Below are 12,919 nucleotides of genomic sequence, written 5' to 3'. Positions count from 1 at the left end.
CGTGGGAACAGGTCAGTAGTGTTCCTGCCTCGTTTGCCATCTACTCCACCCTTATCTATCTCGGCACCCCGCGAGCCGCGGGATTGTGCGGACAACCAAGAATGTAGCATATACCCCCTGGGGGTATCTAGTGGGTCGGCTTTTATCTAGTGGCGGTCGACGAAGGCGGCGGGCTAGCGTTGGCTCATGACCCAGAATCCGAGCCCCGCCGACGTTGACGAATTTTTGGACACCACCGTGGTCGGCGACGATCCCGCGCTGTCCGCCGCACTGGAGGCCAGCGATGCGGCCGGGTTGCCACGGATCGCGGTGTCGGCTCAACAAGGCAAGTTCCTGAGCCTGTTGGCCGGTGCGATCAAAGCTCGGCGCATTCTGGAGATCGGCACACTCGGCGGCTTCAGCACAATTTGGCTGGCCCGGGGCGCCGGTCCCGACGGCCTGGTGATCACGCTGGAATACGAGCCCAAGCACGCCGAGGTGGCGCGGGCCAACATCGACCGTGCCGGTGTCGGCGACCGGGTCGAGGTGGTGGTCGGCCCCGCGCTGGAGACACTTCCCACCGTGACTCAGGGCCCTTTCGACCTGGTATTCATCGATGCCGACAAGGAAAACAACGCCGGCTACCTGGAATGGGCTGTTCGGCTAACCCATCCCGGCTCAGTTATTTTGGTGGACAACGTCATTCGTGATGGCTCGATCTTGTCAGCGGATCCCGACGACATCGCGCGGGCAACGCGGCGGACGCTGGAGCTCATGGGTGAACACCCGGGGCTTGATGCCGCGGTGCTCCAGACGGTCGGGGCGAAGCACTGGGATGGCTTCGCGCTCGCCTTGGTTAAGTAAGCGTGAGGGCGCCAGGTCGTTGACCGGCCGCCGCACGCGCGTGTGGCAGAAAGCCGAGCGCTGGCATGCTTCCGACGAGATGGCCGCCGGCCTCTCGTCCCTGAGCGATCAAACCATCAGCGCCCCAACCGATTGCCTGTCGTGCTTGCGCGTCGGTACCGACCATCACAAAGACCAAGATTCCCGCCTCACGTAGGTGCTCGACAACGCTGCGATCGCCGACAAACGCCACCACTACGACATCAACGCGTTCGTCGACGCATACCGCGACGTGACCGCGACGCGCGAAGGGTATCAACAGGTTCACGGCGACAGCGCCCTGGGGCTTCGGCGCGAACGTGATCGATCGCCATTCGCAGTTGACTGGGCAGCGCCAGCCCCAGGGTGCCCAGTCCGCCAGCGTTGGCGACCGCCCCGGCCAACCGTCCGCCGGCCAGTCCGCCACCCATCCCGGCCTGACCCAACGGAACGTCGAGGCGGAGTCGATCTGCGATGTCCAGCTTTCTTACCCGCCCTGGGCCGTAGCGGCGTCGAGCAACGCGCGCACAGTCGTATAGATCTGCCGGGCGGCATCGTCGATGATGCCCATGGGTTGCAGCATATGGCTGAAGGTCAAGCGGACGTCGACTTCGACGACCGAGTCCAAGTGCCGGTCGATCGGATCCGGAAGATCATAGAAATCCCGAACGGCCGCGGCGATCGTGTCCATCGCACCGCGCCAGATGGGTGTCGGTCCCACGGTCAGTAGCGGAGTCAGGCCGACCTCCGTGTCGCGAGCACGGGTAAGGCTCGCTTTGACCAGGGGGTCGTCGGCGCCGGTCCGCAGGGTAAAGGCTGCGCCAGCCGCAAGACCGGCGGCCACGTCGTCGGGATGGCCATGCATCGCCGAAATGACCCCGGTGATGAATCGGTCGGTCTCCCTTTGGACCAGGGCCTGGCCCAGTGCCTGCTTAGCGCCGATCTCCTTGTACAGCACTTGTCGGCTGATGCCGACCGTGGCGGCGATGCTTGACATGTTCACCGCCTGCCAACCCTCGGCGCAGACCAGCGCGTACGCCGCGTCCAAGACGCGAGCGCGCAGCAACTGGCGAACCTCGGCCTGAAAGTTCGGCGCTTCCGACATACCTCACAGCATACGACAAACCTGGTAAAGATGTCGTGATTGACACAGCTAGGCCGACACTGTATACATTACGTACAACCATCGGTTAGTTGTAACCGGGAGCGGGCGCGAGAGTGAATCCGGATGGTTCCGTTATCGAGTCGTCGATGCGCTGCGGGCGAGAATGCACCGTGGAAGATCCCGCTTGCGGCCGGCTGGGGCCGAAGCAATGGCCTTCATCGGCGCAATCCGCCCGGAGTTGCCCTGTCGCATCCGCGAACCGGGGTCAAGCCGCGGTGAGACGTCCACGGACCGACTTGGCGTGGCGCAGTCAGCGGGAAGCCACGATTGTTACGGAGGCGATGGCCCGACTGTCCGATCCACAGCGTGCCATGATCTACCGCTCCCATTACCTCGGGCGGACGACGACGCAGATCGCCGCAGAACTGGGGACCAACGGCGAGGTCGTCAAGCATGAACTGCACCGCGCGTTGCATGCACTGCGGATGACCCTGCAAAGCGCGGGCGGCGGGCGTTAATCCGCAGGACTTGCGCGGCTGCGTTGCGGTTTGACGGTCGGTACGCCAGCCGCTTTTCGTTTGCTGGCGGTCGCTTGGCAGGCGTAATCTTGAAACGGATGGATGGGTGCAGTGGGCTCAAAAGGCTTGCTGCATAACAGAAAGGTCACAAAATGAGTACAGTCCATTCATCAATCGATCACCACCCGGATCTATTGGCTCTACGTGAGCGCTACGAGCGTGCTGCAGAGTCGATGACCGCGCACGGCACATTCGGCCTCACACTGCTGACGGCGGTTTATGCGGCTGTGTCGCCATGGATTGTCGGATTCGAAGGAACGAGACCGCTTGTTGCCAACGATTTCATCGTCGGAATCGTGTGCGTGGCGCTGGCGTTTGGATTTGCGATGGCGTTGGACCGCAGCCACGGCATGACCTGGACCCTGCCGGTTTTCGGCGTATGGTTCATCGTCTCGCCGTGGATCCTTCACGGTGTCTCGCCGCACGGCGGCATGATCTGGTCGAATGTGATCGCGGGTGCGGTGCTGACGGTGCTGGGCTTGAACGCGATGTACTTCGGTATGCGCGCGCGTAGCTCAACATCCGCCTGACAGAACGCCGATTTAGCGAACCGGCGGGAGCATGCCCGCCGGGAGAGTGGGTTGCGGTCCTGATTCAGCCGCAGACCGCTCCGATGGCGGCCGAGCCCACCAGCTTGACATACTTGGCCAGCACACCGCTGGTGTAGCGCGGTGGCAGCGGGGTGAAACCCTCACGGCGGGAAGCGAACTCGTCGGGGTCGACCAGTACGTCCAAGGTGCTTTTGGCGACGTCGAGCCGGATTCGGTCGCCGTCACGCAAGAACGCGATCGGTCCACCGTCGGCTGCCTCGGGCGCGACGTGCCCAACGCACAGGCCGGTGGTGCCGCCGGAGAACCGGCCGTCGGTCAACAGCAGCACGTCCTTGCCCAGGCCGGCGCCCTTGATGGCGCCGGTGATGGCGAGCATTTCACGCATCCCGGGACCGCCCTTGGGGCCTTCGTAGCGGATCACCACCGCGTCACCGTGCGTGATGGTGCCGTCGGCCAATGCGTCCAATGCGGCCCGCTCGCGGTCGAAAACCCTTGCAATGCCTTCGAACACATCGTCGTCGAAACCGGCTGTCTTGACCACCGCGCCCTCGGGCGCCAGCGACCCGTGCAGGATGGTGATTCCCCCGGTGGGGTGGATCGGATGGTCGAGAGCGCGCAGCACCTTGCCGTCGGGATCGGGCGGGGCGATGTGCGCGAGGTTTTCCGCGACGGTCCGCCCGGCGACCGTCAAGCAGTCGCCGTGCAGCAGGCCGGCATCCAGCAGGGCCTTCATCACCACCGGCACGCCGCCGATGTGATCGACGTCGGACATGACGTGTTGGCCGAATGGCTTGACGTTGGCAAGATGCGGCACGCGTGCGCCGATCCGGCTGAAGTCCTCCAGCGCCAGCTTGACGTTGGCCTCGTACGCGATCGCCAGCAGATGCAACACCGCGTTGGTCGACCCGCCGAACGCCATCACCACCGCGATCGCGTTCTCGAACGCCTCCTTGGTGAGGATGTCGCGGGCGGTGATGCCGCGCCGCAGCAATTCGACGACGGCTTCTCCGCTGTGGCGCGCGAATCCGTCGCGGCGACGGTCGGTCGCCGGCGGCGAAGCGCTGCCGGGCAGCGACATGCCCAGCGCCTCGGCGGCACAGGCCATGGTGTTGGCGGTGTACATGCCGCCGCACGCCCCCTCGCCCGGGCAGATCGCTCGCTCGATGGCGTCGACGTCCTCGCGCGGCATCAAACCGCGCGCGCAAGCGCCGACCGCTTCGAACGCGTCGATGATGGTGACCTCGCGCTCGCTGCCGTCGGAAAGCTTGGCACGACCCGGCAGAATCGTGCCTGCGTAGAGGAACACCGCCGCCAGATCCAGTCTCGCCGCGGCCATCAACATCCCCGGCAGCGATTTGTCACACCCGGCCAGCAGCACCGATCCGTCCAGTCGCTCGGCCTGCATCACGGTCTCGACGCTGTCGGCGATGAGTTCGCGAGACGGCAGTGAGAAGTGCATGCCCTCGTGGCCCATCGAGATGCCGTCGGACACCGAAATCGTGCCGAACTCGAGCGGATAGCCGCCCGCGGCGAACACCCCCTCCTTAGCCGCCTTCGCCAGTCGGTCCAACGACAGGTTGCAGGGCGTGATCTCATTCCACGACGACGCCACTCCGATCTGCGGCTTGGCGAAGTCGTCGTCATCCATGCCGACCGCCCGCAACATGCCACGCGCGGCGGCTTTCTCCAGGCCGTCGGTGACCTCACGGCTGCGGGGCTTGATGTCGACGGCGGGCGACGGATCGTTGGTGTGGGCCGTGATTTGAGGCTTGGTTTGGGGCACAGCCCAAGTATGCGCGTATTGCCATGTCGGCCCAAAATCATTTATATACCCCGGTGGGGTATAGGATACGCTGGCAGGAAGCCGATTGACCGGGGGCGCCGTCGCGATGGCTCAACTCGGCATTGACAATGGTGATATCACCCGCCGTCACGAAGACCCACAACATCGGCGCGGCGCGGCAACCGAGATCGATCAGAAGACCAGAATGCTGGAGGGTAGATGACACCCGCACGCGGATACTCCTCGCAGAAGGACAACTACGCCAAACGACTGCGGCGGATCGAGGGCCAGGTGCGTGGCATCGCCAAGATGATCGAAGACGACAAATACTGCATCGACGTCCTCACCCAGATCAGCGCCGCCAACAACGCACTGCGGTCGGTGGCGCTCAACCTGCTCGACGAGCACCTCGGACACTGCGTCAGCCGTGCGGTCGCCGAGGGCGGAACCGAGGCGGAGGAGAAGCTCGCCGAAGCCTCCGCCGCCATCGCGCGACTCATCCGGTCCTGATGGTTAACGCGATACGCGCATTGCATGGTTGAGTAGGGGCCGTGGGGCCAGCCCGTGCCGACGGAGCAGCGCGATCGCGCCGCTGGTGGAATGACCCCCCGTCACCGGGCCCCAGGAGCGAAGCTCAAGCCGCTTCGGGCGGACCGTGGACGCCCCGGATTCTGGTCCAGTTGGCGGTCCTGGCCGCGGCTGCCTTCATCTATGTCACCGCCGAAATCCTGCCGGTAGGCGCACTGCCCGCGATCGCGCGAGGCCTGCACGTCAGCGTGCCGGTGGTCGGCACGCTGCTGGCGTGGTACGCGCTGGTGGCGGCCGTGACCACGATCCCGCTGGTCCGTTGGACCGCGCACTGGCCGCGGCGCCGGGCGCTGTTGTTGTCATTGGCGTGCCTGACCGCCTCCCAGCTCATCTCGGCGGTGGCGCCCAACTTCGTGGTGCTGGCCGGTGGCCGAGTCCTTTCGGCGATCACGCACGGCCTGATGTTGTCGGTCATCGCACCGATCGCCACCCGGCTGGTCCCGGCCAGCCACTCCGGACGCGCGACAACGGTGGTCTACGTCGGCATCAGCCTGGCTGTGGTGGTGGGCAGCCCGGTCACGGCGGCGATGAGCTTGCTGTGGGGCTGGCGGTCTGCAGTCGCGTCGGTGGCCGTGGTGGCCGCCGTGGTCACCGTGGCAGCCTGGGCCGTGCTGCCGGTGCTGACGTTGACCGAGGACCAGCTGGCCCGCGTCGGTCGGGGGGCCGGACATCACCGCAACAGGCGGCTGGTCATCGTGAGCTTGCTCACCATGGTCGCGGTCACCGGTCACTACATCTCCTACACCTTCATCGCGGTGATCATCCATGACGTCGTCGGGGTGCGGGGACCGGCTCTGGCCTGGTTGCTGGCTACCTACGGTGTCGCGGGCCTGCTGGCGATGCCGCTGGTAGCCGGACCGTCGGACCATCGGCCCAGGGCGGCGGTCATGAGCTGCATGGCCGCACTGTGGGTGACGTTTTTGGTGCTGATCGCGCTGGTGTTCCATGGATCGCCCACCCCGGCGAGCATCGTGATCGGGATCGCCGCGATCGCGTTCTGGGGTGCCACCGCCAATGCGGTATCGCCGATGCTGCAAGCTGCGGCGATGCGCGCCGGAGCGGACGACCCGGACGGCGCGTCCGGGCTGTATATGGCGGCGTTCCAGATCGGAATCATGGCCGGATCCTTCGCCGGCGGGCTGCTTTACGAGCGCAGCGTGCTGGCGATGTTGGCCGCGTCAGCGGTGCTGATCGGCGCCGGAGCCGCCGGGATGACCGCCGAGCGGCAGCTGTTCGACGTCCCCGCCACCGGCGACCGGTAAGATTCGTTTCAACGACCTACAACACCGCAGGTCAGCGGCCCAGAACGGGCCAGCGTCGCGGCTGAATCAAGACTGCCGAGCCAGAAGCCGGCCTCGCCGCTATTGCATACTGGGTTGAGAACGTGACCGGAGGGATAACTATGTCGCGATGGACCAAGGGTCCTCTCGTCGCTGCGCTGAGCGCAGCGGGAATGACCGCTGTGCTGACCTTGGCGAGCGGCTCGGCCCTGGCAGACCCGGAGCCGGCGCCGCCGCCACCGCCCGCGCCGGGCGTGGACGCCCCGCCGCCGCCGGCGCCTGCCGACCCGCTGGCGCCGCCACCACCGGCCAACCCACTCGTGGCCCCGCCCGCGCCGGCGCCGGGAGATCCTTTGGCGCCCCCGCCACCGGCTCCGGGCAACCCGTTGGCACCGCCGGCAGCGGTTCCGGCCGCCGTGCCGACCGGCCCGGTTGTGGGGCAGAACCCGCAGCCGTTCGTCGGCGAGCCGCCGTTCGTGCCTCCGACGTTCAACCCGGTCAGCGGCTCAACGGTCGGTGTGGGCGAGCCGATCATCATCAACTTCGGGCGGCCGATCGGCGACCAGCGCATGGCTGAACAGGCGATCCATGTCTCGTCGACCCCGCCGGTGTCCGGCAAGTTCTACTGGCTGACCCCCAGCCAGGTGCGGTGGCGCCCGCTCAGCTTCTGGCCCGCGCACACCGCAGTGCACGTCGACGCCGCCGGCACCATCTCGGACTTCAGGACCGGCGACGCGCTATCGGCCACCGCGGACGACGCCACCCATCAGCTGATCGTCACCCGCAACGGCGCCGTGGTGCAAACCTTCCCGATGTCGATGGGCATGGCCGCGGGAGGTCACCAGACGCCCAACGGCACCTACTACGTGCTGGACAGGAAAGCCAAGGTGGTGATGGATTCCTCCACCTACGGGGTGCCGGTCAACTCGACCTGGGGCTACAAGGTCACTGTCGAGAACGCCGTCCAATTCGACAACAGCGGTGACTTCGTACACAGCGCGCCGTGGTCGGTGTCCGATCAGGGCAAGCGTGACGTCAGCCACGGCTGCATCAACATCAGCCCGTCGAATGCGCAGTGGTTCTTCGACAACTTCGGCACCGGCGATCCCATCATCGTGAAGAACTCTGTCGGGACCTACTCGAAGAACGACGGCTCCAACGACTGGCAGCTTTAAAAAAGCTGACACTGGCGAAATCGACGCGGGAAGATGCCCGCGGCGATGGACGCGCATATCGGTCCACGACACTAAATGCGGTACATGATGCGGTTTTCGTACAATCCGTCTATTTAGCTGATACAAATCCGTATGGACCAGGATCCGTGTGTCGGGAACGTAGGTTGGAGCGTCCTCGGGGGTGCAGCGCAGGATTCGACACTCGCCGGAGTGTTAGCGGGCTTCCTGATCGTGGCTGCAACGGCGCTGCTGGTGCAATGGAATGACCGTTCCGATTCTGACACGTTTGCCTTATTCGCATCCGGGGTGGCGGCCCTCACGCTGTCCAGCTATCTCTTCACCGTGTTGTCCGGGACGAAACCTGGGCCGAATCCTGACCTGAAAGTTTGCGGCCAAATCTGGAGCCAATGGCTTCCTGCATTCGCGATGCTATTAATCGGCGCGTCTGTCCTGCTGTATGGCTTAGGATGGGCGCTCGTAAGTTATAGCGACAACCTAGCGGTAAAGCTAATCGAGAAGAACCGTCCAATGAAAAAGGGTGGAGGAAAACCGCAGATTTTTCATCAGTCTGAGCATGGCTCTCTCACTCGGCGGTACTACGGCGATGACATGCTGGCTAATTGCCGCCAATGTTGTCTACCTGAAAGGCACCACCGGCAGGCATACTTGGTTTAAAACGATATACTCATCTTTTGAATTCCTTCACGTCAAATGGTATCTGATGTTCTTCGTGTTCTTTTTTGGTCTATATGTCGTCGTCCGGTCTGCGTATCTTGTTATCTGGCGCACGCGTTCTGCCAGGCAAGAAAATGTTGCTTCATGCATCAGATATGTCCCGGGTGTCTATGAATCTCGCACTCCACCCGACGTAAGGGAAAATAAACTCACAGAGCGCGTAGCAAAAGAGATCTGCATCGCTGCGGTTATAGCGCTAGGTGCGCTGTTTGCGGAATATTTGACGAATCAAGCCGTCGGCGAGAGATTTTCGCGCACGACAACTTCCTGCGTTGTTGGCGTTGTGGTAGTCGGTATGTCATTGCTCGATTGGCTTGCTACGGGATCGTCCGTCTCTTCGGTCCCACGCTTCGAAAGCAAAGGACGACTGAGAGCTTCGCCGAAGCCGATGTCATGATTCGACGCACGCCCTCCACTGAAATACCGGAAGACGCGATCCGAATCAAGTACTCGCTTCGAACGCTTCGAAGGCTTAGCGCAACGTCCTATCACGTTGTCGTCTTTGCCATTCTGGGAACGGTGCTCGGCGCGGTGTTGACGCAAGGATCGTTATCGCCCAACTGGAGGACTGGCCTATCCCTTTTGGTCGGCGGACTCTATCCCGCCGGCATGCTGCTCGGGCTAAGCTACGCCGTCCCCGCCGGTCCGGCTACGAAGTTACCGGAATGGAAAACGTGGCGGGGGTTGCGCGTTCTACCCTGATGAGTTACCGGTGAATACTTGGCTGCTTTTATCAAACGATTTCGGCAATCGAGCCTAGTTCCAGATCCTGACCCGGCGTTGCGGGTCGAGGTATAGCTCGTCGTTTTGGGCGACGTCGAAGGCGTTGTAGAAAGCGTCGATGTTGCGGATGACGCCGTTGCAGCGGAACTCCGGCGGCGAGTGCGGGTCGACGGCCAGCCGCCGAATCGCCTCGGCCTCACGCGACTTGGTCCGCCACACCTGGGCCCAGCCGAAGAACACCCGCTGCACGCCGGTGAGGCCGTCGACGACGGGAGCGGTTTCGCCCTTCAGCGACAACTGGTAAGCCAGCAGCGCGATCGAAAGACCGCCCAGATCACCGATGTTCTCGCCGACGGTGAACGCACCGTTGACGTGGTGGCCGTTCTCGAGCCCGCGGGGCGTGTAGACGTCGTACTGCTCGATCAGCGCTTTGGTGCGCGCCCCGAACTCGGTGCGGTCGTCGTCGGTCCACCAGTCGACCAGATTGCCGTCGCCGTCGTATTTGGCGCCCTGGTCATCGAAGCCGTGCCCGATCTCGTGGCCGATGACCGCGCCGATGCCGCCATAATTGGCTGCGTCGTCGACATCGGGGTCGAAGAATGGTGGCTGCAAAATGCCTGCGGGGAAGACAATTTCGTTCATCCCCGGGTTGTAGTAGGCGTTGACGGTCTGCGGGGTCATGAACCACTCGTCGCGGTCGACGGGCCCGCCCAGCTTGGCCATCTCCCGGTCGTAGTTGACCGTGTAGCCGCGCTGGTAGTTACCGTAGAGGTCGTCCCGGTCGATCACCAGCTTCGAGTAGTCCCGCCACTTCTTCGGGTAGGCCACTTTGGCGGTGAACTTGTCCAGCTTGACCAGCGCGCGCTGCCGGGTCTGCGGGGTCATCCAGTCCAGGTTGTTGATGCTGATCCGATATGCCTCACGCAGGTTGGCGACCAGCGCGTCGATGCGGGCCTTGGCGTCTGGTGGGAAATGGCGCTGCACGTAAAGCTTTCCGACGGCGTCGCCCAGCATGCCTTCCACCAAGCCGACGCCCCGCTTCCAGCGCTCACGGATCTGCTCGGCGCCGGTGAGCTTGCGGCCGTAGAACGCGAAGTCCTCAGCGATCAGAGCATCGGTGAGCAATCCGGCGCGGGCATGAATGAGTCGCCAGCGCGCCCAGCTCTTCCAGTCGTCGAAATCCTCGCTGCGCCAAAGCTCGGCGAACGCCGTCACGTAATCCGGTTGGCGCACAACCAGTTCAGCGACCGCATCGGGCGTGCCGCCCAGCGCGTCCACCCAGCCGGGCCAGTCGAAACCCGCCGCGTCTGCCTGCAGATCGGCGAAGGTGCGCAAGTTGTAGGTCAGGTCGGCATCGCGGCGTTTGACCACATCCCAGTGCGCGGCAGCCAGTTTGGTCTCCAACGCCACGATCCGCGACGCGGTCTGACGGTGGTCGTCGGGCGCACCGCCGTAGACAAGGGCGAACATCCGCGCGATGTGATCCGGGTAGGCGGTCAGCAGCTCGGCATGCTGCTCGTCGCGATAGTAGGACTCGTCGGGCAGTCCGAGACCCGACTGGCTGACGTGCACCAGGTATCGGTTGGAGTTCTTGGAGTCGGTGTCGACGTACACACCGACCCCGCCGCCCACGCCGCTACGTTGCAGGGCGCCGACAGCTGCCGCCAGCGCGTCGGGGTCGGTGGCGTCGTCGATCGCCGCCAACTCGTCGAGCAGCGGCTGCACACCCCGCCCTTCGACCGTGTCCTCGTCGAGGAAGCTGGCGTACAGGTCGCCGATGCGTTGTTCGTCGGTGCCGGGCGCTGCTGAAGACGTGGTGTTCTCGCTGACTTCGGTGATCAGGTCGCGCACCTGGACTTCGGCCCGGTCGAACAACGAGCGGAAGGCGCCGTCGGTGGCGCGGTCGGCCGGGATCTTGTAGTCGGCCAACCAGCGGCCGTTGACGTGGCCGAATAGGTCGTCTTGGGGGCGGGCACCGTCGTCGACATTGCTCAGGTCTATGCCCGAGCGGATCGCTTCTACCGTCACGCCGCCATCCTTCCATCTTGCAAATTCGGCGCCAGGCTGTGTCGGATTGCCGGGCTTCCCCCCAGCCGCTGCGCGGCTGGGGGGACCCCCTGCATCGTCGCCCGGCTAGGCTCACGGCCATGCCCGACGCCGACCCGACGGAACCAGCGGTCGACGACGGCGATGACGGAGCGGCGCCCGACGAGGTTGACGGCCCGGCCATCTCCGGCTACGGCGTTGCGTCGGCGGCCTTGGGGGTGCTTTCCGTGGCAGCGATCGCGCTGGGTGCGGCCATCTGGGTGGCGCACCGCAGTGACGTCGACGAACGCGGCTACCAGAGCCGAGTCATGCAGGCCGCCGTCGACTGGACCGGCGTGCTGATCAACATGAACACCGGCAACGTCACGGCCAGCCTGCAGCGGCTGCACGACGGGACCGTCGGGGATTTGAACGCCGATTTCGACTCCGCCATGCAGCCCTACCAGCAGGTGGTGCAGCGGCTGCAATCGACCACCCACGGTCTGGTCGAGGCGGTGGCGGTAGAAGCCGTGCACCACGATCTGGACCTCCAGCCGGCCAGCGGTCGGCCTCCGCCGGAGCAACTGCCGGCCTCGGTCGCCAGTCGCACCGACATGGTCGTGGTGGTCGCCACGTCGGTCAGCGAGAACGCGGGTGGCAAGCCGCAGACCGTGCACTGGAACCTGCGGTTGGGGGTTTCCGACGTGGACGGCAAGCTGATGATCTCGCGGCTCGAGTCGATTCGATGAGGAACGCCTGGCGGGTGCTGGCGTTCGACATCGCCGCGCCGTTGGCCGCGATCTGTGCGCTGCTGGCGATCGGGGTCGTTCTGGGCTGGCCGCGGTGGTGGGTGTCGGCATGCTCGGTGCTGGTGTTGCTGATCGTCGAAGGCGTGATGGTGAATGTCTGGCTGCTGCGCCGGGATTCGGTGACCGTCGGCACCGACGACGACGCGCCCGCTCTGCGGCTGGCGGTAGTCGCGCTGTGCGCGGTGGCGGTGGTGTCGGCGGTGCTGACCGGTTACACCCATTGGACGTTGCCGGACCGCCGGCTGAAGGCCGATTCGACAGAGGTGGTGCGGATAGCGACCGGGATGGCAGAGGCGACGGCCACCTTCTCGCCGCAAGAACCGACGGCGTCGATCGACCGGGCTGCGGCCATGATGGTGCCGGAACAGGCGACGGCGTTCAAGGATAATTTCGGCAAAGCCACAGCGGATTTGGCGCACCGGAACGTCACCGCGTCCGCTTCGACGCTGGAAGCCGGTGTCGAGGCGATCGGGCCGGCTGCGGCCGCCGTGGCGGTAGTCCTGCGCGCTACTCAGAACGCGCCGGGTCAGCCGCCCAGTAACGCGGTGCTGGCGCTGCGCATCGCGCTGACCAAGCAGAGCGACCACTGGCTGGTGCTGGACGTATCGCCGATCAACGCCCGCTAACGACAGTCAGCACAACCGGGCGTGCTCGACCATCAGACAACGGTCCATCACCACCTGCATACCGGCTGCCTGCGCGCCGC

12 protein-coding genes and 1 pseudogene are annotated in these 12,919 nt (G+C 64.8%); 9 read left to right on the top strand and 4 right to left on the bottom strand.

Annotation, left to right across the window (positions count from 1 at the left end):
• Nucleotides 1-186 precede the first annotated feature (186 nt).
• On the top strand, nt 187-843 hold the full coding sequence (locus ACLQI9_RS01245) for an O-methyltransferase (protein ID WP_442390808.1): 657 nt from the start codon (nt 187-189) through the stop codon (nt 841-843).
• A gap of 13 nt (nt 844-856) precedes the next feature.
• Here ACLQI9_RS01245 and ACLQI9_RS01240 read toward each other — a convergent pair.
• Together ACLQI9_RS01240 and ACLQI9_RS01235 are read right to left on the bottom strand one after the other, a co-directional pair.
• Nucleotides 857-1,343 (bottom strand): annotated as a pseudogene (locus tag ACLQI9_RS01240) (nitronate monooxygenase); the annotation flags it as partial.
• Between the two features lie 5 nt (nt 1,344-1,348).
• Nucleotides 1,349-1,966, bottom strand: a complete 618-nt coding sequence (locus ACLQI9_RS01235; RefSeq protein WP_442380437.1) for a TetR family transcriptional regulator — start codon at nt 1,964-1,966, stop codon at nt 1,349-1,351.
• 275 nt (nt 1,967-2,241) lie between these two features.
• Here ACLQI9_RS01235 and ACLQI9_RS01230 point away from each other — a divergent pair, with 275 nt between their 5' ends.
• Nucleotides 2,242-2,484: a sigma factor-like helix-turn-helix DNA-binding protein gene (locus tag ACLQI9_RS01230; protein WP_442380435.1), complete on the top strand. Its 243-nt coding sequence runs from the start codon at nt 2,242-2,244 to the stop codon at nt 2,482-2,484.
• Between the two features lie 152 nt (nt 2,485-2,636).
• Nucleotides 2,637-3,074 (top strand): SPW repeat protein, encoded by a 438-nt coding sequence (locus ACLQI9_RS01225; RefSeq protein ID WP_442380433.1) that lies wholly within the window; start codon nt 2,637-2,639, stop codon nt 3,072-3,074.
• Nucleotides 3,075-3,138: 64 nt separating this feature from the next.
• Here ACLQI9_RS01225 and ilvD read toward each other — a convergent pair whose 3' ends face one another.
• Nucleotides 3,139-4,857 (bottom strand): dihydroxy-acid dehydratase, encoded by a 1,719-nt coding sequence (gene ilvD, locus ACLQI9_RS01220; protein WP_442390810.1) that lies wholly within the window; start codon nt 4,855-4,857, stop codon nt 3,139-3,141.
• A 240-nt stretch (nt 4,858-5,097) separates the two neighbouring features.
• Between ilvD and ACLQI9_RS01215 the strand changes: the two genes are divergently transcribed.
• From ACLQI9_RS01215 to ACLQI9_RS01200, 4 genes are all read left to right on the top strand, one after another.
• Nucleotides 5,098-5,388 carry a metal-sensitive transcriptional regulator gene (locus ACLQI9_RS01215; protein WP_442390806.1) on the top strand — a complete coding sequence of 97 codons (291 nt, stop codon included), beginning with the start codon at nt 5,098-5,100 and terminating at the stop codon, nt 5,386-5,388.
• Nucleotides 5,389-5,549: 161 nt separating this feature from the next.
• Nucleotides 5,550-6,728 carry an MFS transporter gene (locus ACLQI9_RS01210; protein WP_442380453.1) on the top strand — a complete coding sequence of 393 codons (1,179 nt, stop codon included), beginning with the start codon at nt 5,550-5,552 and terminating at the stop codon, nt 6,726-6,728.
• Between the two features lie 140 nt (nt 6,729-6,868).
• Nucleotides 6,869-7,921 (top strand): L,D-transpeptidase, encoded by a 1,053-nt coding sequence (locus tag ACLQI9_RS01205; RefSeq protein WP_442380430.1) that lies wholly within the window; start codon nt 6,869-6,871, stop codon nt 7,919-7,921.
• A 538-nt stretch (nt 7,922-8,459) separates the two neighbouring features.
• On the top strand, nt 8,460-9,053 hold the full coding sequence (locus ACLQI9_RS01200) for a hypothetical protein (protein WP_442380428.1): 594 nt from the start codon (nt 8,460-8,462) through the stop codon (nt 9,051-9,053).
• 359 nt (nt 9,054-9,412) lie between these two features.
• Here the strand turns inward: ACLQI9_RS01200 and ACLQI9_RS01195 are convergent, their stop codons facing one another.
• The gene (locus ACLQI9_RS01195) at nt 9,413-11,407 is read right to left on the bottom strand and encodes a M13 family metallopeptidase (protein WP_442380426.1); all 1,995 of its coding nucleotides are present in this window, start codon (nt 11,405-11,407) and stop codon (nt 9,413-9,415) included.
• Nucleotides 11,408-11,526: 119 nt separating this feature from the next.
• On the opposite strand from ACLQI9_RS01195, the gene ACLQI9_RS01190 reads away from it, so the two are divergent.
• A complete protein-coding gene (locus ACLQI9_RS01190) occupies nt 11,527-12,153 on the top strand; it encodes a hypothetical protein (RefSeq protein WP_442390804.1) in 627 nt (208 codons plus the stop codon).
• The gene (locus ACLQI9_RS01185) at nt 12,150-12,839 is read left to right on the top strand and encodes a hypothetical protein (RefSeq protein WP_442380423.1); all 690 of its coding nucleotides are present in this window, start codon (nt 12,150-12,152) and stop codon (nt 12,837-12,839) included. The genes ACLQI9_RS01190 and ACLQI9_RS01185 overlap by 4 nt, the downstream gene beginning before the upstream one ends.
• Nucleotides 12,840-12,919: the final 80 nt, after the last annotated feature.

The sequence above is a fragment of the Mycobacterium sp. genome (genome assembly GCF_052143115.1).
In the GTDB taxonomy this organism is placed as follows: domain Bacteria; phylum Actinomycetota; class Actinomycetes; order Mycobacteriales; family Mycobacteriaceae; genus Mycobacterium.
This window is presented reverse-complemented; position numbering and strand designations above follow the sequence as displayed.

Bases quoted from the DNA above. Each gene is read 5' to 3' on its own strand.
- ACLQI9_RS01245 (WP_442390808.1), top strand. From the start codon at position 187: ATGACCCAGAATCCGAGCCCCGCCGACGTTGACGAATTTTTGGACACC.
- ACLQI9_RS01235 (WP_442380437.1), bottom strand. From the start codon at position 1,966: ATGTCGGAAGCGCCGAACTTTCAGGCCGAGGTTCGCCAGTTGCTGCGC.
- ACLQI9_RS01225 (WP_442380433.1), top strand. From the start codon at position 2,637: ATGAGTACAGTCCATTCATCAATCGATCACCACCCGGATCTATTGGCT.
- ACLQI9_RS01215 (WP_442390806.1), top strand. From the start codon at position 5,098: ATGACACCCGCACGCGGATACTCCTCGCAGAAGGACAACTACGCCAAA.
- ACLQI9_RS01205 (WP_442380430.1), top strand. From the start codon at position 6,869: ATGTCGCGATGGACCAAGGGTCCTCTCGTCGCTGCGCTGAGCGCAGCG.
- ACLQI9_RS01190 (WP_442390804.1), top strand. From the start codon at position 11,527: ATGCCCGACGCCGACCCGACGGAACCAGCGGTCGACGACGGCGATGAC.
- ACLQI9_RS01185 (WP_442380423.1), top strand. From the start codon at position 12,150: ATGAGGAACGCCTGGCGGGTGCTGGCGTTCGACATCGCCGCGCCGTTG.